Source organism: Anoxybacillus kestanbolensis (genome assembly GCF_001996285.1).
Lineage (GTDB): Bacteria > Bacillota > Bacilli > Bacillales > Anoxybacillaceae > Anoxybacillus > Anoxybacillus kestanbolensis_A.
The window spans coordinates 539,411-565,058 of the sequence record NZ_MQAD01000005.1 but is presented as its reverse complement, the minus strand read 5'-3'; the positions used below and the strand labels follow the sequence as shown (position 1 = coordinate 565,058).

30 protein-coding genes and 2 riboswitches are annotated in these 25,648 nt (G+C 42.7%); of the genes, 28 read left to right on the top strand and 2 right to left on the bottom strand.

Annotated elements, in window-relative coordinates; translation table 11 throughout:
• The first annotated feature begins 33 nt into the window (after positions 1–33).
• The 8 genes from BO219_RS05260 to lysA all read left to right on the top strand — a co-directional run bounded on the left by BO219_RS05260 (position 34) and on the right by lysA (position 6,171).
• A complete protein-coding gene (locus tag BO219_RS05260; RefSeq protein ID WP_077428671.1) occupies positions 34–654 on the top strand; it encodes a stage V sporulation protein AA in 621 nt (206 codons plus the stop codon).
• On the top strand, positions 644–1,063 hold the full coding sequence (locus BO219_RS05255) for a stage V sporulation protein AB (protein WP_041638177.1): 420 nt from the start codon (positions 644–646) through the stop codon (positions 1,061–1,063). Before BO219_RS05260 ends, BO219_RS05255 begins: the two co-directional genes overlap by 11 nt.
• 10 nt (positions 1,064–1,073) lie before the next feature.
• Positions 1,074–1,418, top strand: coding sequence for a SpoVA/SpoVAEb family sporulation membrane protein (locus BO219_RS05250; RefSeq protein WP_077428670.1), 345 nt, complete (start codon positions 1,074–1,076; stop codon positions 1,416–1,418).
• Positions 1,419–1,430: 12 nt separating this feature from the next.
• Entirely contained in the window at positions 1,431–2,438 is a 1,008-nt protein-coding gene (gene spoVAD / locus BO219_RS05245) for a stage V sporulation protein AD (RefSeq protein WP_077428669.1), read from the top strand.
• Between the two features lie 2 nt (positions 2,439–2,440).
• Positions 2,441–2,758 carry a SpoVA/SpoVAEb family sporulation membrane protein gene (locus BO219_RS05240; protein WP_035019535.1) on the top strand — a complete coding sequence of 106 codons (318 nt, stop codon included), beginning with the start codon at positions 2,441–2,443 and terminating at the stop codon, positions 2,756–2,758.
• A complete protein-coding gene (spoVAEA, locus tag BO219_RS05235; protein WP_077428668.1) occupies positions 2,755–3,357 on the top strand; it encodes a stage V sporulation protein SpoVABEA in 603 nt (200 codons plus the stop codon). The genes BO219_RS05240 and spoVAEA overlap by 4 nt, the downstream gene beginning before the upstream one ends.
• Positions 3,314–4,783, top strand: a complete 1,470-nt coding sequence (locus tag BO219_RS05230) for a spore germination protein (RefSeq protein ID WP_077428667.1) — start codon at positions 3,314–3,316, stop codon at positions 4,781–4,783. Before spoVAEA ends, BO219_RS05230 begins: the two co-directional genes overlap by 44 nt.
• Positions 4,784–4,851: 68 nt before the next feature.
• The gene (gene lysA / locus BO219_RS05225) at positions 4,852–6,171 is read left to right on the top strand and encodes a diaminopimelate decarboxylase (RefSeq protein WP_129000975.1); all 1,320 of its coding nucleotides are present in this window, start codon (positions 4,852–4,854) and stop codon (positions 6,169–6,171) included.
• Positions 6,172–6,217: 46 nt separating this feature from the next.
• Here the strand turns inward: lysA and BO219_RS05220 are convergent, their stop codons facing one another.
• Positions 6,218–7,081, bottom strand: coding sequence for a DUF1002 domain-containing protein (locus BO219_RS05220; protein ID WP_077428665.1), 864 nt, complete (start codon positions 7,079–7,081; stop codon positions 6,218–6,220).
• 118 nt (positions 7,082–7,199) lie between these two features.
• Here BO219_RS05220 and BO219_RS05215 point away from each other — a divergent pair, with 118 nt between their 5' ends.
• The 6 genes from BO219_RS05215 to BO219_RS05190 all read left to right on the top strand — a co-directional run bounded on the left by BO219_RS05215 (position 7,200) and on the right by BO219_RS05190 (position 11,886).
• Positions 7,200–7,640, top strand: a complete 441-nt coding sequence (locus BO219_RS05215; RefSeq protein ID WP_077428664.1) for a peptidylprolyl isomerase — start codon at positions 7,200–7,202, stop codon at positions 7,638–7,640.
• Between the two features lie 149 nt (positions 7,641–7,789).
• Positions 7,790–7,922: riboswitch (FMN riboswitch) on the top strand.
• 140 nt (positions 7,923–8,062) lie between these two features.
• A complete protein-coding gene (gene ribD, locus BO219_RS05210) occupies positions 8,063–9,139 on the top strand; it encodes a bifunctional diaminohydroxyphosphoribosylaminopyrimidine deaminase/5-amino-6-(5-phosphoribosylamino)uracil reductase RibD (RefSeq protein ID WP_077428663.1) in 1,077 nt (358 codons plus the stop codon).
• A gap of 5 nt (positions 9,140–9,144) precedes the next feature.
• Positions 9,145–9,783, top strand: a complete 639-nt coding sequence (ribE, locus tag BO219_RS05205; RefSeq protein WP_035019552.1) for a riboflavin synthase — start codon at positions 9,145–9,147, stop codon at positions 9,781–9,783.
• 5 nt (positions 9,784–9,788) lie between these two features.
• Entirely contained in the window at positions 9,789–10,982 is a 1,194-nt protein-coding gene (locus BO219_RS05200; protein ID WP_004889735.1) for a bifunctional 3,4-dihydroxy-2-butanone-4-phosphate synthase/GTP cyclohydrolase II, read from the top strand.
• 12 nt (positions 10,983–10,994) lie between these two features.
• Positions 10,995–11,459 carry a 6,7-dimethyl-8-ribityllumazine synthase gene (ribH, locus tag BO219_RS05195; RefSeq protein ID WP_006318211.1) on the top strand — a complete coding sequence of 155 codons (465 nt, stop codon included), beginning with the start codon at positions 10,995–10,997 and terminating at the stop codon, positions 11,457–11,459.
• An 82-nt stretch (positions 11,460–11,541) separates the two neighbouring features.
• On the top strand, positions 11,542–11,886 hold the full coding sequence (locus BO219_RS05190) for a GNAT family N-acetyltransferase (RefSeq protein WP_006318213.1): 345 nt from the start codon (positions 11,542–11,544) through the stop codon (positions 11,884–11,886).
• Positions 11,887–11,892: 6 nt separating this feature from the next.
• On the opposite strand, the gene BO219_RS05185 is transcribed toward BO219_RS05190, so the two are convergent.
• The gene (locus tag BO219_RS05185; protein WP_077428662.1) at positions 11,893–12,420 is read right to left on the bottom strand and encodes a DUF309 domain-containing protein; all 528 of its coding nucleotides are present in this window, start codon (positions 12,418–12,420) and stop codon (positions 11,893–11,895) included.
• Positions 12,421–12,447: 27 nt separating this feature from the next.
• Between BO219_RS05185 and BO219_RS05180 the strand changes: the two genes are divergently transcribed.
• The 14 genes from BO219_RS05180 to BO219_RS05110 all read left to right on the top strand — a co-directional run bounded on the left by BO219_RS05180 (position 12,448) and on the right by BO219_RS05110 (position 25,354).
• A complete protein-coding gene (locus tag BO219_RS05180) occupies positions 12,448–13,209 on the top strand; it encodes a segregation/condensation protein A (protein ID WP_006318215.1) in 762 nt (253 codons plus the stop codon).
• Positions 13,202–13,789, top strand: a complete 588-nt coding sequence (gene scpB / locus BO219_RS05175; RefSeq protein WP_077428661.1) for an SMC-Scp complex subunit ScpB — start codon at positions 13,202–13,204, stop codon at positions 13,787–13,789. Before BO219_RS05180 ends, scpB begins: the two co-directional genes overlap by 8 nt.
• 373 nt (positions 13,790–14,162) lie before the next feature.
• Complete coding sequence (locus BO219_RS05165; RefSeq protein WP_006318246.1) at positions 14,163–14,582, top strand: hypothetical protein; 420 nt, start codon at positions 14,163–14,165, stop codon at positions 14,580–14,582.
• 12 nt (positions 14,583–14,594) lie between these two features.
• Positions 14,595–15,083, top strand: coding sequence for a YpuI family protein (locus BO219_RS05160; protein WP_171700292.1), 489 nt, complete (start codon positions 14,595–14,597; stop codon positions 15,081–15,083).
• Between the two features lie 58 nt (positions 15,084–15,141).
• On the top strand, positions 15,142–15,918 hold the full coding sequence (locus tag BO219_RS05155; protein WP_077428660.1) for a superoxide dismutase: 777 nt from the start codon (positions 15,142–15,144) through the stop codon (positions 15,916–15,918).
• Positions 15,919–15,987: 69 nt separating this feature from the next.
• Positions 15,988–17,100 (top strand): D-alanyl-D-alanine carboxypeptidase family protein, encoded by a 1,113-nt coding sequence (locus tag BO219_RS05150; protein WP_077428659.1) that lies wholly within the window; start codon positions 15,988–15,990, stop codon positions 17,098–17,100.
• Positions 17,093–17,686 (top strand): nucleoside recognition domain-containing protein, encoded by a 594-nt coding sequence (locus BO219_RS05145; protein ID WP_077428658.1) that lies wholly within the window; start codon positions 17,093–17,095, stop codon positions 17,684–17,686. The genes BO219_RS05150 and BO219_RS05145 overlap by 8 nt, the downstream gene beginning before the upstream one ends.
• Positions 17,686–18,219 carry a spore maturation protein gene (locus BO219_RS05140; protein ID WP_006318252.1) on the top strand — a complete coding sequence of 178 codons (534 nt, stop codon included), beginning with the start codon at positions 17,686–17,688 and terminating at the stop codon, positions 18,217–18,219. Before BO219_RS05145 ends, BO219_RS05140 begins: the two co-directional genes overlap by 1 nt.
• Before the next feature lie 79 nt (positions 18,220–18,298).
• Positions 18,299–19,036, top strand: coding sequence for a 23S rRNA pseudouridine(2605) synthase RluB (rluB, locus tag BO219_RS05135; protein ID WP_077428657.1), 738 nt, complete (start codon positions 18,299–18,301; stop codon positions 19,034–19,036).
• Positions 19,037–19,129: 93 nt separating this feature from the next.
• On the top strand, positions 19,130–19,651 hold the full coding sequence (gene resA / locus BO219_RS05130; RefSeq protein WP_077428656.1) for a thiol-disulfide oxidoreductase ResA: 522 nt from the start codon (positions 19,130–19,132) through the stop codon (positions 19,649–19,651).
• Between the two features lie 12 nt (positions 19,652–19,663).
• On the top strand, positions 19,664–21,280 hold the full coding sequence (resB, locus tag BO219_RS05125; RefSeq protein WP_077428655.1) for a cytochrome c biogenesis protein ResB: 1,617 nt from the start codon (positions 19,664–19,666) through the stop codon (positions 21,278–21,280).
• A gap of 331 nt (positions 21,281–21,611) precedes the next feature.
• Positions 21,612–22,787 carry a c-type cytochrome biogenesis protein CcsB gene (ccsB, locus tag BO219_RS05120; RefSeq protein WP_077428654.1) on the top strand — a complete coding sequence of 392 codons (1,176 nt, stop codon included), beginning with the start codon at positions 21,612–21,614 and terminating at the stop codon, positions 22,785–22,787.
• A 90-nt stretch (positions 22,788–22,877) separates the two neighbouring features.
• Positions 22,878–23,594 carry a response regulator transcription factor gene (locus BO219_RS05115; protein ID WP_041638194.1) on the top strand — a complete coding sequence of 239 codons (717 nt, stop codon included), beginning with the start codon at positions 22,878–22,880 and terminating at the stop codon, positions 23,592–23,594.
• The gene (locus BO219_RS05110) at positions 23,591–25,354 is read left to right on the top strand and encodes an ATP-binding protein (RefSeq protein WP_077428653.1); all 1,764 of its coding nucleotides are present in this window, start codon (positions 23,591–23,593) and stop codon (positions 25,352–25,354) included. Before BO219_RS05115 ends, BO219_RS05110 begins: the two co-directional genes overlap by 4 nt.
• A 67-nt stretch (positions 25,355–25,421) precedes the next feature.
• Positions 25,422–25,613, top strand: a riboswitch (cobalamin riboswitch).
• The last annotated feature ends 35 nt before the right edge of the window (positions 25,614–25,648 follow it).

Genomic DNA, 25,648 nt, shown 5'->3' with positions numbered 1-25,648 from the left:
CTACTAGTACAACGATGGAGGCAAGGTGTCAGTATGAAAGAAACGATTTTTTTGAAAATGCGTCATCGTATTCAAGTGAAGCCGAATGCAACGATTCGGGTAGGGGATGTGGCACAAGTTGTCGCAACAAAACGAATCGATGATATTGTACAAACTCCTATTTATACGGTGCAGAAAAAAGATCGCAACATTGTCATTATCGATGTGATGCATGTGATGAAAGCGTTAATGAACGTTGTTCCTCAAGACGATATTCAATCACTTGGACCGTCGCAAACGATCGTTGAAGTCGTTTGTGAGAAAAAGCGATGGGGGTATTTGTACGTCCCGATCGTATGGCTTCTTCTATTCATTGGCTCCGGTCTTGCGATTATGAACTTTCACGAAGATGTGAGCATGCAGCAAGTACAACAACGGCTGTATCGGGTAATTACAGGGAAAGAAGTAGAAAAACCGTTATGGTTTCAAATTCCGTATTCGCTCGGGCTTGGACTTGGCATGATTTTATTTTTTAATCACTTTTTTAAAAAGCGAATTAACGAAGAACCGAGCCCGCTTGAAGTTGAGATGTTTCAATACCAACAATCGCTCGATCAATATGTCATTATGCATGAAAATAAAGAGGCGATGAGGCGAATGGATGATGATTCGTGAGTTTGTTGTAGCTTTTGTTGGATTGGCAGGAGGGCTAGCTGTCGGTTCTGGTTTTGTTGCATTTTTAACTGTTCTCGGTGTTATTCCACGCTTGACCCAACTCACAAAAACGATGAAATGGATTGCGACGTATGAATGGGGTGTTGTACTTGGTGCGGTTGTAAGTAGCTGGGTTAGCTTGCGCGATCCGTTGCTTTCTTTTCCGCCAATTGTGACAAGTGTCATTGGTTTATTGAGCGGTGTGTTCGTCGGTATGCTTGCTGCGGCATTAACGGAAGTGTTAAATGTGTTTCCGATTTTAGCAAAACGGCTTGGTATCGATGAACAAATTGTCATGTTACTCATGGCGATGGTGTTTGGTAAAGTCGCAGGATCTCTTTTCCATTGGATATATTTCGTTGATCGCTAGGAGGAGGCGTATGTTGAAAGCTTTTTTAGTCGGTGGATTCATTGCGGTCGTTGCCCAAGCGCTTCGCGATATGTACATCATATTGTTTCATATGGGTGAAGCGGAAGCCGTTCGCTGGATGAACGGGACGTTGATGGTATGTGCTGCGATATTTACGCCAATCCGATTTTATCGCCGATTGACACAATTTGCAGGGGCGGGAATGATTGTACCGATGATGAGTCTAGCAAACATATGGAGTGCTAGCGCTCTTGAGTATCGCAATGAGGGAGTAGCAGAACATATGCTTTCTGTTGGCGGGAGTGTCCTTGTCACATTAGTTGTCGCATCATACGTTGCAGCGTTGTTTTTGTAAGGGGGGGGTTCGATGAAAAAAATAGGAGAGCAAACGATTGTATTTGAGAAAAACATTTACATCGAATCGAGCGGTACCGTCGTTGGACCGAAAGAGCGCGAAGGTCCGCTCGGCTCATCATTTGATCGTGCTTACGACGATTTATATTGCGGTGAACAAAGTTGGGAGCTCGCGGAACGGCGACTTATGAAAGAAGCGATTATGATTTGTTTAACGAAAGGAAAAGTACAAGCGCACGATGTCGATTTATTTATCGCAGGGGATTTACTGAATCAAACGGTCACCGCGAATTATGTTGCAAGTGAATTACATATTCCATTTTTAGGAGTATTTAGCGCTTGTTCAACGATGACGGAAGCCATGCTTGTGGCTAGTACGTTCATTGATGGTGCATTTGCCCATCGTGTGCTAGTTGCAACAAGCAGTCACTATGGTGCAGCGGAACGTCAATTTCGTTTCCCGACGACAATTGGCGTTCAAAAGGGGGAAAGCGCATCGTGGACTGTAACAGGAGGAGCAGCAGCGCTATTAAGTACGACACGTTCGCCATTTCGGATTCGCACGGCAACGATCGGACGCGTGATCGATAGCGGTGTGACGGATCCGCTCGATATGGGACGAGCGATGGCACCAGCAGCATTTGCAACGATTAGGCAACATTTGATAGACTGTGGGCTTTCGATCGAAGCGTATGATGTGATTATCACAGGGGATTTAGGAAAAGTTGGGAGTAGTGAATTAAAGTCGTTATGCTATGATGCAGGCATGAACTTAAGTGAGAGATACGATGACTGTGGTGTGCTTATTTACGATACGGAACAACAAGCATTTGCAGGTGGAAGCGGATGTGCATGTTGTGCTGTTGTAACGTACAGTTATTTTCTTGAGAAAATGAGAGAGAGAAAAATAAAGACGATGCTCGTTGTTGCGACAGGAGCATTATTTAATAGTACGATGATGAAGCAAAATCAAACGATTCCGGCGATCGCTCATGCGATTGCGATTGAAGCGGTGACGTGAAGATGGAGTACGTATACGCATTTATCATTGGCGGTATGTTATCGCTTATCGGGCAATTATTGCTTATAAAATGGTCACTCACTCGCCTAGTGACAATATTTTTGCTTATTGGCGTGGCGCTCGAAGCAACAAGTTTATACGACCCTATGCAATCACTGGCGCATGCGGGGATCGAGATGACGCTTGTTCACGTTGGTGCTTCTTGTATACAAGCGGTGAAAACAGGGGACTTTACAAATATCGTTTTTTTTCTTTCTTTTCCGATCGCTATAGCTTGGGTGACCGCTGTTGTTTGTAAGCCGAGAGGACGGATGAAATGAAAAAAAGGAAAGTTATTTTAGTGACAGACGGAGATCAACATGTGCAACGTGCCCTTGAATGGTTAGCGAAAAAACTTGGTGCTCGTTGCATTAGCCAATCGCAAGGCAACCCATCGCGGTTGACAGGAAAACAGCTTGTTGAACTTATTTTGCAGACGCCGTATGACCCTGTTTTTGTTATGTTTGATGATAGTGGCATTATCGGTGAAGGGGCGGGAGAACAAGCGCTTCGCTATGTTGCAACACATGAACAAATTGATGTGCTCGGAGCGATAGCGGTGGCGTCTGATACGAACAATCAAGAGTGGACGAAAGTAAATATTTGCATCGATTATGATGGGAACTTCACAACATACGGTGTCGATAAAGAAGGAATTGCTGAGTGGGAATTCGGTCGAGTGAATGGTGATACAGTATATTGTTTAGATGAATTATCTATCCCGATTGTTGTCGGAATTGGAGATATTGGAAAAATGAGACGTCGTGATGATATTCGCCACGGTTGCCCGATTACACGCAAAGCGATTGAATATATTCTTGAAAGGAGTAAACGTGATGAAACCAGAAAGTTACACACCGATTTCCCCGAAGTTGAATGAAAACGAGCAATTTTTCAAAGATGCGATCGGGGTTGGCACGAGCTTCGATTTAGGTGTCCGTAAACTAAACATTTTAAAAACAGATGTTCATTTATATTATTGTAACGGTCTTTGTGATACACAATATATTATCGAGTTACTTGAAATGCTTGTTCAAGTGAACGATCACGAGAGACAATCAGTAAAGTTGCCTGAAATTATTGAAAACCGTCTCGTTCATCAACAAGTGAATCCAGTAAAAAGTTTAGATGAGGCGGTCGACTTTTTGTTGACGGGTTTAATTTTATTGTTTATTGATGGAGAGACGAAAGCGTTTGCTGTTGATGTCCGCAGTTATCCAGGACGTTCGCCTGAGGAACCAGATACAGAAAAAGTGGTGCGCGGGGCGCGCGATGGGTATGTAGAAAATATTGTCGTCAATACAGCACTCACTCGCCGACGCATTCGTGATGAACGGCTTCGCTTTGAGATGATGCAAGTGGGTGAGCGTTCAAAAACGGACATTTGTATCGCCTATATTCAAGATGTCGCCGATCCGGGGCTTGTTGAACTCATTAAGAAGGAATTAAACGAAATTAAAATTGATGGGTTAACGATGGCAGATAAAACAATTGAAGAATTTTTAGTGAAACAAGGATACAACCCGTATCCGCTCGTTCGTTATACAGAAAGACCTGACGTCGCAGCGACTCATTTGTTAGAAGGGCATGTGATTATTATGGTTGATACGTCGCCAAGCGTTATTATTACACCAACGACGTATTTCCATCACGTTCAACATGCGGAAGAATATCGGCAATCGCCAGCTGTAGGAACGTTTGTACGATGGGTGCGGTTTTTAGGCATCTTTGCTTCACTTTTCTTACTCCCGCTTTGGTTTGTATTTGTCCTTGACCCTTCGTTATTGCCAGAAAAATTATCATATATCGGTCCGAATGAAAAAACAAATATCTCGATTTTTGTGCAACTTCTCATTGCTGATATTGGTATTGAGTTTTTGCGTATGGCTGCAATCCATACGCCAACACCACTATCGACAGCGATGGGCTTAATTGCGGCGGCGTTAATTGGACAAATCGCTATTGACGTCGGGCTGTTTGTGCCGGAAGTGATTTTATATGTGTCTATTGCTGCGATCGGTTCTTTTGCGACACCGAGCTATGAACTAAGCATTGCAAATAAAATTTTCCGTCTTTTATTTTTAGTGGTCATTGCGTTGTTTGGCGTCCCAGGATTTATGATTGGCGTTACGGGGTTTTTACTTTTCCTTGCGAACATTCGCTCGTTGAATACTCCATATTTATGGCCGTTTATTCCCTTTGATCCCGGGGCATTTATGCAAATTATTGTACGACGATCTGTGGCTGGTTCATCGATTCGCCCAAGCATCGTACATCCGCAAAATAAACAAAAACAATCGACATAAAAAGGTTGAAACGTACCAAAATTTATGGTACGTTTTCTTTAATTATTTCGGAATCATCAGGAGGATGTATAATTATGCACGGAACGATGGGAATAAACGAACGGGGTCATTTAGAAATTGGCGGCGTAGATACGATTGACTTAGCTCATCTATACGGAACCCCACTCTACATTTATGATGTTGCCCTTATTCGCGAGCGTGCTCGGGCGTTTAAGCGTATGTTTGATAAACATCGTGTACGTGCGCAAGTCGCGTATGCAAGCAAAGCGTTTTCGACAATAGCGATCGTGCAATTAATGGAACAAGAAGGATTATCTCTCGATGTCGTCTCGGGCGGTGAGCTGTACACCGCGTTAGCTGCTGGATTTCCGGTCGAACGCATTCATTTTCACGGCAACAATAAAAGCGAAGAAGAGTTACAAATGGCGATTGAAGCAAAAATCGGTTGTGTTGTCGTCGATAATTTTTATGAGTTAGAGATGTTGCAACAACTTTGTCGCACTCATAAATATACGATGCCGATTTTATTACGTGTCACACCAGGCATTGAGGCCCATACGCACGACTATATTTTAACAGGGCAAGAAGATTCAAAATTTGGATTTGATTTGCATAACGGACAAGCAGATGAAGCGTTACAGCGTGCGCTCGCTTCTTCCTATATTCATGTGCTTGGCATTCATTGTCATATCGGTTCGCAAATTTTTGATGCGACAGGTTTTGTTCTTGCGACGAAAAAATTATTTGAAAAGCTTGCTATATGGCGTGATACGCATCATTTCACTGCGCAAGTTGTCAATCTTGGCGGCGGTTTTGGCATTCGGTACACGAAAGAAGATGATCCGCTCGCACCGGAACAGTACGTCGAACAAATTATTGAAGAAGTGAAACGGAACGTAGCCTCATTTCATTTACCATTCCCAGAAATTTGGATTGAGCCGGGGCGTTCGCTTGTCGGTGATGCTGGAACAACGATTTATACGATTGGCTCGCGTAAAGAGGTGCCAAACGTTCGTCAATATGTTGCGGTAGATGGGGGAATGAGCGACAACATTCGACCTGCGCTATATGAAGCGAAATATGAAGCAGTGCTAGCGAATCGGATGCATGACCATTGTGAAGAAGTCGTGGCGATTGCAGGGAAATGTTGTGAGTCAGGCGATATGCTCATTTGGGATTTACCGCTTCCGAAAGCGCAACCGGGCGATTATTTAGCTGTTTTTTGTACGGGAGCTTACGGCTATGCGATGGCAAATAACTACAATCGCATTCCGCGTCCGGCGGTCGTATTTGTTGAAGACGGTGAAGCACAGCTTGTTGTGAAGCGTGAAACGTATGAAGATTTAATTAGACTCGATTTGCCACTTAAGACGAAAGTAAAAAAATAACCGAGGTCTTCACCTCGGTTATTGCTCGTTTATGCATAGGTAGGCGTTATGCTCCAAATGCTCCGCGAAGGGCATTCCATATTTCTCGTAAAATATCAACAATGCGCTGAATAAACGTTCGACCTTCTTCTGTTTGTAAAAAAGCAGATAGCTTGTCTTTCGCTTGAGCAAGCTGTTCGTTCACTTGATTCCAGTCGATGTTCACATTTTTCATTTTGTTAAATAAAGAAAGTAAACTGTTTATCTCGTCTTCTGTTAACGTAATGCCAAGCTCTTGGGCGATCCGCTCAATGAGCGTACGCATATCTGCATCTGTTTGCGGTGGATTTTTCGCTATTTCTTCTTTAATTTTCGCCAGCAACGCGACCGCTTTATCGTTTCCGATTGATTCGCCAAGCTGTGCTGTTTTCACCATTTCCTCGTTCGCTACTTTTTTCACTTCATCCGGGATCGCCTCATTTGATGAAAGTTCGTACGCTTTCATTAACCCTGTTAACGCAGCTGTCCCTGATACAGGAAACGGTGCAGTAATGTAAATGACTGCATCTTTTACTCCAGCAGTAATGAGCGCATTCATATACATTTCTTTGGTTACCCAGTTAATGTTATTCGTTTCGACTTGCAACCCCGAACCAGGTGCCCCAATCGTAATTTTTGAGGATGAAATAGCCTTCGTCCCAATTTGTCCTTTTGGAATAATGCCGCCGAGATATTTATGCTCTTCTGCATTTGTAACCGTAATGATTTCAGCGTTGTCTGGCGCATTCATTTCTTTTAATATTTGTTGTTTTTGCTGTTCTGTTAAATTTTCCCCGAGCGTAATAATGACGTCCCCTTCAATCGCATCAGCGAAACTAACCGATGGGATCATAAACAACAATAAAATAAATATCGTAAACCACTTCTTCATTTCATAACCTCCTTCAACATCTTCCATACTATTGTACAAACATTTGCGTGAACATAGAAGTGAAATATAGTAAAATGAAGTTACGTTTGTTTTTACGATAGAAAGGTGGAAAAGTTTCATGAAGAAAAAAGGATATATCTTAACGGAAAACGGCGGAAAAGTGGAGTTTGAACTATTCCCAAATGAAGCGCCAATAACGGTTGCGAATTTTGAAAAACTAGCGAATGAAGGATTTTATAACGGGCTGACGTTTCATCGCGTCATTAAGCGATTTGTAAGTCAAGGTGGCTGCCCGATTGGAAACGGAACAGGCGATGCAGGTTATACGATTCCGTGTGAAACAGATAACAATCCGCATAAACATATCGAAGGTGCGATATCGATGGCGCATCGCGGACGTGATACAGGAAGTTGCCAGTTTTTCATTTGCCATGAGCCGCAGCCGCATTTAGATGGTGTGCATACCGTATTCGGTCAAGTCACCGCTGGAATGGATGTTGTAAAGGCGATGAAAAATGGTGATGTCATGAAAGAAGTAAAGGTGTGGGACGAACAATAAAAGGGACGATGAAGCGATGAAAAAAAACTGGGTATTATTTTTCATCCTTTTACTCGTTAGTTTCGTTTGGGGAGCAATGTATTGGCTGTTTATTGCAAAGTAATAGACATTTCGTTTTATTGTGCTATAATGAATAAAAATGGAATAAACGCATCCTTCGGGGCAGGGTGAAATTCCCGACCGGCGGTAATGAAACAGATGTTTCTCAGCCCGCGAGCCGTTAAGGCATGATCCGGTGCGATTCCGGAGCCGACAGTATAGTCTGGATGGGAGAAGGATTGCCAAAACTCACGTCACTTATTGAAAAAATAAGCTTGGCGATGGGTTATTTTTGCTATGCAAAAAAGGCGATCTTTACATACATCTTGCCCTAGGACGTCGTTCCTAGGGTTTTTATCTTTTATAAAGAAAGGTGGTGCGAGATGGACGAACAATATATGCGTTTCGCATTACAATTAGCGCAATCAGCTCGCGGACAAACGTCACCGAACCCGCTTGTTGGGGCTGTTGTTGTAAAACATGGTGAAATTGTCGGCTTTGGTGCACACTTAAAAGCAGGAGAGCCACATGCAGAAGTACACGCTTTGCGCATGGCGGGCGAGAAAGCGGAAGGAGCAACCGTTTATGTGACGCTTGAACCATGCAGCCATTACGGAAAAACGCCCCCTTGTGCTGATTTGTTAATTGAAAAAAAGGTGAAGCGCGTCGTTGTGGCGACGACGGACCCAAATCCGCTCGTGGCAGGAAAAGGCATTGAAAAATTAAAGCGAGCAGGAATTGACGTCACCGTCGGAGTGTTGAAAGAAGAGGCGGATGCGTTAAACGAAATGTTTTTTCATTATATTTCAACAAAAACGCCGTATGTGACGTTAAAGTATGCGATGAGCTTAGATGGGAAAATTGCAACAAAAACGGGCGAAAGCAAGTGGATTACGTCGGAAGATGCGCGGCGTGACGTGCATCGAGAGCGACGTATGCACGATGCGATCGTTGTTGGTGTCGGCACAATTTTAGCAGATGATCCAAGTTTAACCGTTCGTTTTGGGTATGAAGGAAAGCAACCAATTCGAATCGTTCTCGATACACATTTACGTACACCGCTTCACGCGAATGTCGTCACAGATCAAAAGGCGCCAACATGGATCGTCGTCGGCCAACATGTGACAGAGGAGCAAATGAAGCCATACGAACATGCCGGCGTACACATCATTCGTATGAATGAAAATAAAATTGATATTCCATCACTTTTACATGAACTTGGCAAACGGAACGTCATGTCCATATTTGTTGAAGGTGGAGCGCATGTGCATGGTAGTTTTCTACATTCTCATTCCGTTCAACAAGTGATTGCGTATATCGCACCGATGTTGATTGGGGGGAATGAAGCTCCTTCTGCCATTGGTGGAGAAGGGTTTGGACGAATGATGGATGCGCTTCGTTTACAAGTGAAACATGTCGAAAGGATCGGACCAGATATAAAAATCGTTGCTAAAGGATGATCGCGATGTTTACAGGAATTATTGAAGAAATCGGCACGATTCAACAAATGAAACAAACAGGGGAAGCGATCGTCTTCACGATCGGGGCACAAAAAGTGTTACAAGACGTGCAGCTCGGTGACAGCATTGCTGTCAATGGCGTTTGTTTAACTGTGACGTCATTTACAGATCGCTTGTTTACTGTCGATGTCATGCCTGAAACGGTGCGAGCAACATCGCTTCGAACGCTTACAGTAGGAGCGAAAGTCAATTTAGAGCGCGCAATGGCAGCAAACGGTCGTTTTGGTGGGCACTTCGTTTCGGGGCATGTTGATGGCATTGGACGCATCGTTCGTAAACAGCCTGTCGCAAACGCTGTTTATTATGATATTGAGGTGCCAAGCCATTTACGTAAATATATGATTTTAAAAGGATCAGTTGCTGTCGATGGCACAAGCTTAACGATTTTCGGTTTAACGGACCGAACGTTTACAATTTCGCTCATTCCCCATACGCGTGAAGCGACGATTTTAGGAGCAAAAAAAGTTGGCGATATTGTCAATATTGAATGTGACATCATTGGAAAATATGTTGAACAGTTCGTTGGTGGAAAGCGTGAAGGATTGACGATGCAATTTTTACAAGAGCACGGATATAAGGAGTGAGCGCCATGTTTCATACGATTGAAGAAGCGATTTACGATTTAATGCAAGGAAAAATTATTATCGTTTGCGATGATGAAGATCGTGAAAATGAAGGGGATTTTGTAGCGCTTGCGGAAAAAGCAACGCCGGAAGTCATTAACTTTATGATTACACACGGGCGCGGTCTTGTGTGCGTGCCCATCACGGAAGAGTTGGCTGATCGGCTCGATTTAGCGCCGATGGTTAATCATAATACAGATGCGCATGGCACAGCGTTTACCGTCAGCATTGACCATAAAGCGACAACAACAGGCATTAGCGCATTTGAACGCTCGTTGACTATTCAAGAAATGCTCAACCCTGAAGCGAAAGCAAGCGATTTTAAACGACCAGGTCATATTTTCCCGCTTGTTGCGAAAAAAGGTGGGGTATTGCGTCGCGCCGGACATACGGAAGCTGCGGTCGATTTAGCCCGTCTTTGCGGGGCAAAGCCAGCAGGCGTTATTTGCGAAATTATAAAAGATGACGGAACAATGGCGCGCGTGCCTGATTTAAAGAAAATCGCGGAACAATTCGATATGAAAATGATTACGATTAAAGATTTAATCGCTTATCGCAATCGAAAAGAAAAGCTCGTCAAACGCGAAGTGGAAATTACGTTGCCAACGGACTTTGGTGAATTTAAAGTGATCGGATATTCAAATACGTTAGATGGGAAAGAACATATTGCCATCGTGAAAGGGGAAATCATCCCAGATGAACCTGTGCTCGTACGTGTCCACTCCGAATGTTTAACAGGTGACGTGTTCGGCTCTCATCGTTGCGATTGCGGTCCGCAACTTCATGCAGCGCTCGCACAAATTGAAGAAGAAGGTCGAGGGGTATTGTTATATATGCGTCAAGAAGGACGCGGCATCGGCTTGTTAAATAAATTGCGTGCCTATAAACTGCAAGAACAAGGATACGATACGGTGGAAGCGAACGAAAAATTAGGTTTTGCGCCAGACTTGCGCGACTATGGCATTGGGGCGCAAATTTTAAAAGATTTAGGTGTGACAAAAATGCGTTTGTTGACGAACAATCCGCGGAAAATTACCGGATTGAAAGGATACGGCTTAGAAGTGGTAGAGCGTGTGCCGCTACAAATGCCAGCCAAACGCCATAATGAGCGCTATTTGCGCACAAAATACGAAAAACTAGGACATATGTTGCATTTTTAAGGAGGAGAAAAAATGAACGTATATGAAGGAAATTTAGTCGGAACAGGATTAAAAATAGGCATTGTTGTTGCGCGATTTAACGAATTTATTACAAGCAAATTGCTTAGTGGAGCGCTTGATGGATTAAAACGGCACGGAGTAGAGGAGCAACATATTGATGTCGCGTGGGTGCCAGGTGCATTTGAAATTCCGCTTGTCGCAAAAAAAATGGCGGAGTCGAAAAAATACGATGCGGTCATTACCCTCGGTGCCGTGATTCGTGGAGCAACGAGCCATTACGATTACGTATGCAATGAAGTAGCGAAAGGAACATCGCACGCCGCTCTTTCTTCAGGTGTTCCGGTTATTTTTGGCGTGTTGACGACAGATACGATTGAGCAAGCGATTGAACGCGCTGGGACAAAAGCAGGAAATAAAGGATGGGAAGCAGCGCTCAGCGCCATTGAAATGGCGAATGTCATGCGCACATTTTCTTAAAAAATGTTTAAAAAAGCGACAAGACCGTTTATAATAGCAATAGCGAGTAAACAATAAGTCTTGTCGATAATGAGGGATTCATATGCTAGTTCGCTATCGAAAAAACTATGAGAAAATTGCGATGGGTCTTTTGTCGTTTATGCCAAATGAAAAAGACTTAAAGCAGTTGCAACAAACGATGAAAAACTATGAAACGAACGACGATTGGCAACTGTTTTTATGGAAGGAAGAAGAAGATTTTATTGGCATTATCGGCGCCATTGTGCGTGAACATGCGGTTGAAGTGCAACATATTAGCGTCAATCCGTCCCATCGTCATCAAGGGATTGGAAAGCAAATGGTGAAAGCGTTAAAAGAATTGTATCCAAACAAGTCGTTATGTGCCAATGACATGACCGCTCCATTTTTGGATAAATGCGAACAATGACAGGGATCAACGTCCCTGTCTTTTTTGCTTTTGTCGCTCACGTTCAGCAACGACATCACTTCGATCACGCAACTTATGTTTATGAATCGTATATTCGTTTGTCATATCGCTTTTTTCCCCCCATACAAGCCCTTTTTGATCGCACTGTTGTTGACATATATGCAACAAGGAAGCATCAATGATCGGCAAGCAAGTGCTTTCATACGGTTGTCCATGATTGATTCGCTCTACATATGTATGAATAAGCGCAATGAGTTGTTCTACATGTATGCCTAGCGCTTCATATGCTTGCTTTTCTCTTTCGCATGCGTTTAATGCTTTTGTAAACATTCGTTTTGCTCCGATCATATTTCCTCGGCGATAATGATACATCCCGACAGCGAGCTGAATGAAGCCGAGCCATACATGTTCGCCTGTTTGTTTCCAATGTTCTTCTAGCACTTCATGGCATTCAAAATAGTCGCGCGTGGCGTGAAAGTGAAGTAAATATTCGATATATGCCCTTGGATACAAGCGAAAGCCCCCTTTTTTCATATGCTTACCTGTATTATACTATTACTTATGAATAAAGGTGGGATCAATGTGCATTATCATGTGAAATTAGATCAATTTGAAGGGCCGCTTGATTTATTGCTACATTTAATTCATCGCTATGAAATTGATATTTATGATATTCCTGTGGCACAAATTACAGAGCAATATATGGCTTACATTCACGCGATGAAACAATTGCAACTTGATGTCGCAAGCGAATATTTAGTAATGGCGGCAACGCTTATTGAAATGAAAAGTAAAATGTTGTTGCCTAAGCATGAAGAAACATTGGAGGACGATGAATTATTTATTGAAGAAGATCCGCGTGAGCAACTCATGCAGCAGTTAATCGAGTATAAAAAGTTTAAAGAAGCTGCCAAACAGTTGCGCGAGCGTGAAGAAGAACGAGCGCTTTTATTTACGAAGCCGCCGAGCGATTTAACGGCTTATGCGTCAAACGGTGCACCGCTTGCGCTCGATGTTGATTTGTATGATATGCTTGGGGCGCTCGCGAAATTGTTAAGGCGGAAAAAACTACAAAAACCGCTTCATACGAAAGTAGCGCGTCAAGAAATTCCGATCGGACGACGGATGGAAGAAATTTTACACATATTAAAACATGGAGAGCGAATGAACTTTTACGATTTATTTCCGTATGACGATCGCGAGCAAATTGTCGTGACGTTTTTAGCTTTGCTTGAATTAATTAAGCGAGATGAAATTATTGTTGAGCAAGAAAATAATTTTGCTGATTTATATATTCGACGAAAAGGTGATCGATATGAATGAACTAGCGATAATGGAAGCGCTATTGTTTGCTGCCGGAGAAGAAGGATTAACATACAAGCAACTGGCTGATGTGCTTGATATTCAAGAAGAACGTGTATATGAACTTGTGCAGCAATTAAAGCATATGTATGACGTAGCGGAGCGTGGCATTATGGTCGTCGAGATGGCAGGAACGCTTCAACTTGTGACGAAAAAACAATGTGCTCCATATTTGCAAAAACTTGTTGAGTCACCAACGACGTCATCGTTGTCACAAGCCGCGCTTGAAACGTTAGCGATCATCGCCTATCGCCAACCGATTACCCGCGCAGAAATTGAACAAATTCGCGGTGTTAAAAGCGATAAACCGCTTCAAACCCTATTAGGAAAAGCGTTAATTAAAGAAGTCGGTCGTGCAGAAGGAACAGGTCGTCCTATCTTATACGGGACAACAAAAGAGTTTTTAGACTACTTTGGTTTAAAAACGTTAGACGAGCTTCCTCCTCTTCCAGAATGGGACGAACAAGAAGAAGAGCGCGAAGCCGACTTATTTTTCGAACGCCTTAACGAACAACTGCAAGAAGCGAGCGAACAACGATGAGTTTTCGTTTTTTCTTTGGGCTTCTTTTTATTTTTGTTTTTGGGAGAATGGTTGAATACTATGTAGAGACGTATATTTTACATCCAATTTTGCAAAGTGCCATTCTCGCTGTTTTTGTTGCTGTTGTGTTTATATTAAGTGGGAAGGTGAGCAAGTGTTACGATTTTTTGGATAAAAAAGTGAAGATGCACATCTGGCTCCCAAGCTTGATCGGTGCGTTATGTTTAGCAATCTTTTTATACGAAATCGGCATATACAGGTGCTTTTATGCGCCTGTTTTTTCTTTTTATAGTAATGATAAAATTTTTCGCACGATTCGTAATTTATGGTAAAATAAATGTAGCTTCGTTGTTGAAAAAGGGGTGTATCGTTTGTGAAAATTATTTCTTGTCATGGCTATGAACTGCAAAAAGCACAGCCGAATACGTCGGAAGATTTTTTTAACCGTTCGGAAGTGACGTTTGTTGACGACGATGGAACAGAGCGAACGTTGCATGTGTTATATGTTCGATATTTCGATGAGCGTTTTTCACAATGGACGCCGTATGAACAAGATCCTGTATTTCAAGCAGGTGGGAAAGACGTATATTTTAAAGACATTGTCGCGCTCGTTTGTTTGCTCGCCGATCCATCACTTCGGACGCGAAAACGTGTATATATAAGTGAGGAAGAAGAGCTTCGTCGCTATTTTTCATCGATCGACTTTGCGAAATTGCCCGAAGTATTTGAGTCGCTTGCGAAACAACAAGCGTACGATGTGAAATCACCGCTTTTATTTATTGCGCAACCGTAAAGGAGGATGGAGATGGGGAATACTGTTGTTTTTAACCAAACGAAGCAAGTCGAGCAGTTGCTAAGCGGCATTGTAGAACAAATTACTCGTTATTTAAACGAAACGACGATTGAGCAAATGCAAGAAGAATGCGCAGGAGACCGCCATTATTATGAAGGGGTGCTTGCGGACTTACGCCGTTTAGCTGTATATGGTGAAGAAGGGATTGATGCATGTCGCATCGTCCTTCAAGAAGAACCGTTTCGGAAAGCCGCAGCAGAACAGGCGTTATATAAAATTTATCATTCATGTGTGGCGGAATTTTTTACACCAAAGCGCGATTTATGGTATGAAGATAGCCGTTCAGCGTATACAGGAAGACATTCAATTAAATTGAGACAACCTGCTCCTCCATCGTTACAACAATTGCTCCATGCGATTGAGGCTGATTTTCAAACGATGCGGGAAGAACTCGAATTTTATGAAACAGACTACCGAACAAAAATGATTCAATCGCAATAAGAAGCTGCGTGTGTCAGCTTCTTTTTTTGTTGCATATGATGCCGAAGGAGGTGGGAGTATGCAACAATATATTCATAACGTGCAAGCGTGGCTTGAGCGTGTAAAGTCATTTGTAGATGAAGAGGCGCTTGAGCGATTAAACATGGAGCTTGAACGTGGAGATGTCGCGCGCATTCATAAACAAGTGACAAATATATATGAACAAATACAACGTAAGCGCGTACCGATTGGAGGACATACGCTACCGAAGATACCGTATGCGTACAATGCATTAGAGCCGTATATCGCTGAAGAGATTATGCGTTTGCATCATGAAAAACATCATCAAAGCTACGTCGACGGATTGAACCGCGCGGAGAAAATGATGCAACAAGCGCGTGATAAAAATGATTATGCGTTATTAAAACATTGGGAGCGCGAAGCTGCGTTTCATGGATCGGGGCATTATTTACACACAATGTTTTGGAACAATATGAAACCGCGTGGCGGTGGGCGTCCGGCTGGGGAGTTACTTCGACAAATCGAGCGCGATTTTGGCAGCTTCGAAGCGTTTCAACGACATTTTACTGAAGCGGCGAAGCAAGTGGAAGGAAGCGGATGGGCGCTTCTCGTTTGGTCACCGTTTGCAGGGAGGTTAGAAATTTTACAGACGGAAAAACATCAAAACGGCACACAATGGACGACTGTTCCGATCCTTGTGTTAGATGTGTGGGAGCATGCATATTATTTGCAATATAAAAACGATCGCGCAACGTACGTTCAACAATGGTGGAACGTTGTCAATTGGGATGACGTTCAACAGCGATTTATAAACGCAAAAGGCCGCGTCATGTAGCGGTCTTTTTGTCATACATCATGTACTTATGCATACACTTGTACAAAACGGACAAAGGGATGAGGGTGTATGCGACGGCAATGGCTTGTATGGGTGATCGTGCTTTGTTTTTTTTGTTCGCTTTTTCCGAATGAAGCGAAGGCGATGTCGGTGAGTGCCAAAAGCGCGATTTTAATGGAACAGACGACAGGACGGGTACTATTTGAAAAAGATGCGCATACAAAGCGGCGTATTGCGAGCATTACAAAAATTATGACCGCCATTTTAGCGATTGAATCAGGAAAATGGGAAGAGATTGTGACAGTAAGTGAACGGGCGGTTCGGACAGAAGGATCTTCGATTTATTTAAAACCAGGCGAAAAAATTGCGCTCAAACATTTAGTATATGGATTGATGCTTCGTTCTGGAAACGATGCGGCGGTGGCGATCGCTGAGCATGTTGGCGGTAGCGTCGAAGGCTTCGTTTTTTTAATGAACAAAAAGGCTGCAGAAATCGGCATGACAAATACGGAATTTGCGAATCCTCATGGGTTAGATGATGCGGAAAATCATTATTCCACCGCATATGACATGGCGTTACTGATGCGATATGCGATGCAAAATGAACAATTTCGTGAGGTGTCGGGAACGAAATTGTATCGCGCGCCAAATCCGACAGAAGATTGGGACCGCGTTTGGCGTAATAAAAATAAACTGTTGACGCATTTGTATGAATATTGTACAGGGGGGAAAACAGGATATACGAAGCGAGCGAAGCGAACATTAGTGACAACCGCTTCAAAAGATGGGCTCGACCTCATTGCAGTGACGATTGACGCAGGCGATGATTGGAACGACCACATTGCAATGTATGAACATGGATTTGCGCACTATGAACTAGTGACCGTAAAAGCCGATGAAATCGTAGGACAGATCGAAAACCCATTTTATGATAATCATCTATTTGTTGCACGTGATTTTATATATCCAGTTACAAAAAAAGAAGAGGCGCTTATTCGTTTAGAGCGAAAATTACTTCGCCCGCAAGAACGATGGAAAGAAACAGGGGTGCCAGCGATTGTTGGAAAGGCTGAACTGTATATCGGAAACAAAAAGGTCGATGAAACGCCTATTTTTTATAAGCAACAAAAGAAAACACGTTCTTTTTTTGACTGGTTGTTAGGGGTGGGGAGCGATGGTTAATCTTATTTGGGTGGCGCTTTTGCTTATTGGACTTCTGTTTGCGGGAATAAACGGAACGATGAAAGATGTGAACGAGGCGATGTTTCAAGGGGCGAAAGAGGCGGTGACGATTAGCATTGGCTTAATTAGCGTCCTCGTTTTTTGGCTCGGTTTAATGAAAATTGCTGAACAGTCTGGGCTACTTTCGTTTTTTGCCCATTTGTTCCGCCCAATTGCAAAAAAAATTTTCCCGGAAGTGCCGCCTGACCATCCCGCGCTTGGGTATATATTATCAAATATGGTGGCAAACATGTTCGGGTTAGGGAATGCTGCGACACCACTTGGCATTAAAGCGATGGAGCAATTAAAGCAACTAAACGGTCAAAAAGATGAACCGAGCCGTTCGATGATTACGTTTGTCGCTTTAAATACCGCAAGCGTTACGCTTATTCCCGCGACGGTCATATCGATTCGCATGACATATCAATCAGCTTCACCTGGAGAAATTATTGGCACGACATTTGTCGCTTCCCTTATTGCCACGATATCAGCGATTATGATTGACCGCGCGTTTTACATACGGAGGCGGAAAAAAGGAGGACTGTGATGCACGTTATTCAATTTTTATCGCTTTGGCTTATTCCTATTTTAATCGCTTGCATTTTGTTGCATGGAACGTACAAGCGTGTGCCGACGTATGAGGCGTTTGTTGAAGGGGGAAAAGAGGGAATTCAAATCGCTTTTTCTCTCATTCCGTATTTAGTTGGTATGCTCGTTGCTGTCTCCGTTTTTCGCGCTTCCGGTGCGCTTGATTTTTTTATTTCATATATAAAACCGTTCATCGTCCCGCTCGGACTGCCGTCTGAAGTCGTTCCGCTTGCGATCATCCGTCCGATTTCAGGAACGGCATCGCTCGGCATTGTGACGGACTTAATCGCAACATACGGACCAGATTCATTTATCGGGCGGTTAGCCTCCACGATCCAAGGAAGTACAGAAACGACGTTATACGTGCTGACCGTTTATTTTGGTGCTGTCGGCATTCGCAAAATGGGCGATGCTCTAAAAGTTGGCTTACTTGCCGATCTCGTTAGCTTTATCGTATCATTTCTTATTGTGTTATGGATGTTTGGAAAATGAAGCGGTCGATATGATCGCTTTTTCTTATTTTTGAACTCCTGTACTGAATGTGGTAAAACTATATAGTGAGGTGAATGAAATGGAACGATTACAAAAAGTAATTGCTCATGCCGGTGTGGCATCACGAAGAAAGGCAGAGCAATTAATCGTCGAAGGAAAAGTGAAAGTAAATGGAAAAGTCGTAACAGAACTTGGGGTGAAAGTAAGCCCACAAGATCGCATTGAAGTAGACGGCATTCCGCTTGAGCGTGAAGAGCCGGTATATTATTTGTTGTACAAGCCACGTGGCGTCATTTCGAGCGTAAAAGATGAAAAGGGCAGAAAAGTAGTGACCGACTTTTTCAAACATGTCAACAAACGCATTTATCCGATCGGACGTCTAGATTACGATACGTCGGGGTTATTGTTGTTAACAAACGATGGTGAGTTTGCAAATTTATTAATGCATCCGCGTTATGAAATTGAAAAAGTGTATATCGCAAAAGTAAAAGGAATACCTGCACGCGAAAAAATAAAACAGCTTGAAAAAGGTGTGATGTTAGAAGATGGGATAACGGCACCAGCGAAAGCGAAAGTGTTATCGATCGATAAACGAAAACAAACAGCGATTGTTGAACTGCACATTCATGAAGGACGCAATCGTCAAGTGCGTCGCATGTTTGAAGCCATCGGTCATCCTGTATTGAAATTAAAACGAGAACGCTACGCTTTTTTAGATTTAAAAGGGCTCAATCCTGGAGACTATCGCGAGCTATCACCGCATGAAGTGAAACGATTGCGCACGTTAGCGCTAGCTGGTTCGCCTTTTCCATCATAATTTTGTCACAATTTGTTCAAATCATTTTCATTATTTGTATAGTAGTAACTTGTATAATGAGATTGATGAAAACGGTTTATAGGAGAGTTGGCGATGAAAGAAAAGCGATTTTGGCTTCGAACGATCATTTTAGCCATGATGCTTGTAGCTATTGGCTATACGATTTATTCCAATGTATTTGTTGACAAAAAGGCGATCCAAGTTGGTGATTCAGCGCCGGATTTCGTACTAACGGATTTAAACGGCAACAAAGTTCAACTATCTGATTACCGAGGAAAAGGTGTGTTTTTAAATTTTTGGGGAACTTGGTGTAAACCGTGTGAAAAAGAAATGCCATACATTAATAGACAATACGACGTATATAAAAATGAGGGAGTAGAAGTGATTGCGGTCAATGTTGGTGAGGCGAAAGTGACGGTACAAACATTCGTTGATCGCTTTCAGCTTACGTTCCCAATTGTGATTGATCAACAAGATCAAGTGATGAATGCATACGATATTAATCCATTGCCAACGACATTTTTAATCGACAAAGATGGAAAAGTTGTAGATATCATCACAGGAACGATGACGGAAGAAGATGTGAAAAAACATATGGAGCGAATTAAGCCGTAAGGGGTTTTCAACATGGAACAAGTAAAATGTGAATGCGGACATGTTAATCCGATCGGAACGGTGCTTTGTGAAGCGTGTGGCAAGCCGCTTGAAGAAGTGCCAACATTATTAGATATGCGCTATGAAGGGAGCGCACGCCGTTCGCAAACGTACAACAAAACGATCATCGATAAAATTTGGAATTTTTTTTCATCTGTCAAAGTTGGGGTTTGGCTCATTGTAATTACGCTAATTGCCTCCGCGATTGGCACGATTTATCCGCAACAAATGTATATTCCGCCAACAGTATCTCCAGCTGAATATTATGAACAACAATACGGTTGGCTCGGAAAATGGTATTATGCGCTCGGCTTCCATGACTTGTATAGTTCATGGTGGTATATGCTGCTTATTGCACTCATTGGTGTATCGCTTGTCATTTGTAGTTTAGACCGTGTCGTGCCACTGTATCGTGCGTTAAACAATCAACGGGTGACGCGCAATGAACAATTTTTGCAACGCCAACGGCTATTTAGTCGCTCACAAGTAACGAATTATGAAGAGGCATTGCCAAGCGTCATGGACAAGCTAACAAAACGAGGGTATCGTGTTCGTGAAGAAAACGGAAACATTTTAGCAGAAAAAGGGCGTTTTTCCCGTTGGGGACCGTATGTGAATCATATAGGACTTATCATTTTTCTCATCGGTGCGATGCTTCGCTTCGTTCCGGGCATGTACGTCGATGAAAATATGTGGATTCGTGAAGGAGAAATAAAAGAAATTCCGGGAACGAACGGAAAATATTTTTTAGAAAATAAAAAGTTTATTTTTGAAGTGTATGAGAAAGGAAAAGAGAAAGAAGCGTTTCAAGCGGCGATTGATCGCGTCGGTAACGGAATGATGGCGAAAAACTATCAAACGGACGTCGTATTGTACGAGCGTATCGGTCCTGTCATTTCGGGCGAAGAGCCGAAGCTTAAAAAAATAAAAAGTTTTTCGATTCGTGTCAACGAACCGTTAAAACATGATCATTACGCGTTATATCAAGTTGATTTTAAGCTAGATGAATTAAAAAGCATGTCGTTTCATTTGACAGATAAACAAACGAACAAATCGTTTGGCACGATTACGATTGATTTAATTCAACCTGAAAAAGAATATGATCTTGGTAATGGGTATAAAGTTCAACTATTAAGCTATTTTCCAGATTTTTATTTTGATGAAAACGGCAATCCAAATACGCGTTCGAAAGTACCGAACAATCCAGCGTTCGTATTTAAAATGTTTGCCCCAGACCGTCCAAAAGGGGAAGTGAGCTTTACTGCCATTCGTCAAACGATTGAACCGCTCGGCGACAACAAGTATAAAATGGCGTTTGCAGAAATTGAAACGCGAAACGTATCAGCATTAACGGTGCGACGCGATTTTACACTCTGGATTTTAGGCGTTGGTGGCGCGATTTTTATGATCGGCCTTATTCAAGGAATGTATTGGAATCATCGTCGCGTATGGATTCGCCGAATGAATGAAGAAGTGCTTATTGCTGCGCATACGAATAAAAACTGGTTTGGACTGAAAAAAGAGCTTGAAAGCATATTTCATGATACGCCGTTTGTCATGCCGATCGATCAAACGGACAAGCGGTCATAAGGGGATTTTTGACTGTTCATGATAAATGTATAAATATTTATAAAAATCTGGTGATCATTTTATGTAAAAAAGTCAAAAAGGGCTGGGAGAAGATGATTCGCACGTACAAAGTCATGCTTCTGCCCAACAATAAGCAAAAAGCGAGGACTATTGCGAAAGTACGAAAAGAATAAAGTTGAAACAGAGGGAGGTGAATACCGTTACAGAAAAACGGAAAACATCAAGAAACTTGACTTCGGGGCGCCAAAGAAACGAGAGTAGCTTTTCGCGAGATCGGGCGCGATGAACAAGGAAGGAAACAGTCTTGTAAGTTTTCTGTAACGGGAAGAATGTGGTTCAACTAAGTAGTACATTACTATATATAGCATTTGTTCTTTATTTAATTGCGACACTTTTCTTTGGTGGCGCGATTCGTGTCAAAAAGAAAGAGGGACTTGATCGTTGGGCGACGCTTGGTATTGTGGTTACGATCATCGGTTTTGTTGCCCAGCTCGGTTATTTTATTACACGCTGGATCGCCGCTGGCCATGCGCCTGTCAGCAATTTGTTTGAATTTACAACGTTTTTTGGCATGATGCTCGTTGGCGCTTTTATCGTCATTTATTTTATTTACAGAACAAGCTTACTCGGTTTATTTACTTTACCGATTGCGATTTTAGTCATTGCTTATGCGAGCATGTTTCCGCGTGAAATTTCTCCACTCATTCCAGCTTTGCAAAGCGATTGGTTGCATATTCATGTGACGACAGCAGCAGCTGGAGAAGCGATTTTAGCGATTAGTTTTGCTACGGGACTCATTTATTTAATTCGCGTTGTCGATCAATCAAAGCCGAGTAAGCGCACGTTTTGGCTTGAATTCGTATTATTTTTCTTAATTAGTACGCTTGGTTTTGTTATCGTGACAACGTCGTTTCGCGTGGCGGGCTATGAAGCAACGTTTGAATGGATCGATAAAAACGGAAAGCAAGATGAAATGGTATATCATATGCCTGCGCTTGTCGGTCCGCATGAAGGCGTGTTAAAAACGGATGGGCGCATGACACCGCTTGTTGACACGCCGGCTATCATTAATGCGCGCAAGTTAAATACGGTCATTTGGTCTTTATTTTCTGGTCTTGCGTTATATGGCTTGCTTCGTCTTGTTTTACGCAAACGTATCGCAGCCGCATTACAACCACTTGTGAAAAATGTCAATTTAGATGTAGTTGATGAAATCGGCTATCGTTCCGTAGCGATCGGTTTTCCAGTGTTTACGCTCGGTGCGCTTATTTTTGCAATGATTTGGGCGCAAATTGCATGGACGCGTTTTTGGGGATGGGATCCGAAAGAAGTATGGGCGCTCATTACATGGTTGTTTTATGCGGCGTTTTTACATTTGCGTTTATCGAAAGGATGGCATGGTGAACGTTCCGCATGGCTTGCGGTCATCGGTTTTGCGATCATTATGTTTAACTTAGTAGTCGTTAACTTAGTCATTGCTGGCTTACACTCATATGCTGGATCTTAAAAACGCCTTCATTGCGAAGGCGCTTTTCTTATGAGAAGTAGAAAAAAGTTTGGCGGTTTTGTACAATAGTGATTGAGGAGGTATGACATCATGGAGAAGGAAGTTAAAATTTTAGTTGTTGATGATGAAGAACGAATTCGCCGCTTGCTTCGCATGTATTTAGAACGTGAGCAATACGTCATTGATGAGGCGGAAAATGGCGAGGAGGCGCTAGCGTTAGCGCTTGAAAATGATTATGACTTAATTTTGCTTGACTTGATGTTACCAGGAAAAGATGGTATTGAAGTATGTAAACAATTGCGTGAGAAAAAAGCGACGCCAGTCATTATGTTGACGGCAAAAGGAGAAGAAGCGAACCGCGTGCAGGGATTTGAAGCAGGAACGGACGATTATATCGTCAAGCCGTTCAGTCCACGTGAAGTCGTGCTTCGTGTGAAAGCGTTGCTTCGTCGCACAGCCAACTCTCCATATGTACCGACGGATACGACCGCGCGGGATGTGCTTGTTTTTCCACATTTAACGATTGATCATGATGCGCATCGCGTAACAGCGGATGGACATGAAGTCAGTTTAACTCCGAAAGAGTATGAGTTGCTTCACTTTTTAGCGAAATCGCCAGATAAAGTGTTTGATCGCGAGCAGTTGTTAAAAGAAGTGTGGCATTATGAATTTTTTGGCGACTTGCGCACGGTTGATACACATGTCAAACGGTTGCGTGAAAAACTAAATAAAGTGTCGCCAGCTGCCGCGAAAATGATCGTCACCGTTTGGGGTGTCGGGTATAAATTTGAGGTCGTGAATGAATGATGGCGCTATGGCGTAGTGTCGTTGGTAAGCTATGGCTGACGATTTTGTTGCTCGTTGCTTTTGTTCTTTTTATTTTAACGGTTTTGTTACTCGGTTTTTTTGAAAAATATTATTTAGAAAAGACAGGAGATCAGCTGACCCAACAAGCAATGAAAGTGGCGCGTGTCGTGGCAGAACATGATGAACAATTTGCACGCTCGATTGCGTGGACGATGGTTGATGACGTATCGAAGCTCATGATTATTATCGACGATCGTCATTATTGGTACTCACCGAATGAGAAGCTTGCCGACTTGCCGCTTTCATTTGTACAACAAGATCAACAGTTATCGCGCGTTTTTGATGGAAAAAAGGTAGTGAAACGAACATTAATGCCAAATCAAACGATGCGAAACAATGAATATAACGAGCTGTTTATTGTCGGTGTCCCGCTTCATATATCTGATGGAAACGGTGCTGTATTCGTGTATCAATCGTTGAAAGCGGTGGAAGAAACGACAAAACAAACGACGAAATTTATTTTTCTTGCAGCATTTATCGCGATTGTACTAACGACGGTATTCGCCTTTTTCTTGTCCACACGCATTACAGCTCCGCTCCGAAAAATGAGACAAGTGGCATTTGAAATTGCCCGTGGAAAGTTTGACTCAAAAGTGCCGATTGTTACTCATGATGAAATTGGGGAGCTGGCAATGGCATTTAATCAAATGGGGCGGCAACTGCAATTTCACATTAATGCGTTAAACCAAGAAAAAGAGCAATTGGCAAGCATTTTAAGCAGCATGGCGGATGGCGTCATTACGCTCAATCGAAATGGCGAAGTGCTTATTACAAACCCACCTGCCGACCGATTTTTACAAGCATGGTACTACGAACAAGGGCAGCGCGACGATTTATTACCCCTTCCTCCGCAAGTAAATGAATTGTTCAAAAAAGCGGTAACGGAAGAAAAGGAACAAGCTGCCGAAATCGCTTTACAAGGTCGCAATTGGGTCATTGTTATGACTCCGCTATACAATGGTAAAGTTATTCGTGGAGCTGTTGCGGTGCTTCGTGACATGACAGAAGAACGACGATTAGATAAGTTACGTAAGGATTTTATCGCAAACGTCTCGCATGAGTTGCGCACGCCGATTGCGATGTTGCAAGGATATAGCGAAGCGATCGTCGATGATATTGCGGCAACAGATGAAGAGAAAAAAGAACTAGCAAAAGTCATTTATGATGAATCGTTGCGCATGGGACGCCTTGTCAATGATTTGCTTGATTTAGCGCGCATGGAAGCGGGTCATTTAACGCTTCATCACGAACAAGTACCGCTCAAACCATATATAGAGCGCATTATTCATAAGTTTCAAGCGTTAGCGAAAGAAAAAGGAGTTCATTTGCTTGTTGAAATGAACGATGAGCTCATCGTTTCATTCGACCCTGATCGCATTGAACAAGTGTTGACGAACTTAATTGATAACGCTCTTCGTCATACAGATGAAGGCGGGGAAGTGCGCGTCATTGTCGATGCGGACGAAGAAGTAGTACGCATTTCTGTACAAGATTCTGGTTCAGGCATTCCAGAAGAAGATTTGCCGTTTGTGTTTGAACGTTTTTATAAAGCGGATAAAGCACGCACGCGCGGCCGATCGGGTACGGGATTAGGTCTTGCGATTGCGAAAAACATCGTCGAAGCGCATAAAGGAACAATTACTGTTCATAGCAAACTCGGAGAAGGAACGACATTTACATTTACATTGCCATTAAAATAGAAAAAATTTGTTGCTATTAACGATATTTTTCGCTATGATAGAAACGTAAAAATTGTTCGACAATTATATATGTCTGTTGCAAAAAGGTGTCGAACGGGCAACCTAGTAGACTTAATAGGGAATCTGGTGCAAGTCCAGAACTGTCCCCGCAACTGTAAATGCTGACGAAATGAAACGTGCCACTGTACAATTTGTACGGGAAGGCTTCAAAGTAGGATGACGCATAAGTCAGTAGACCTGCCTTTTTGCTTCGTCATTCGCGTCTTCGGGGAGTGAGACGACGAAACGACAAGA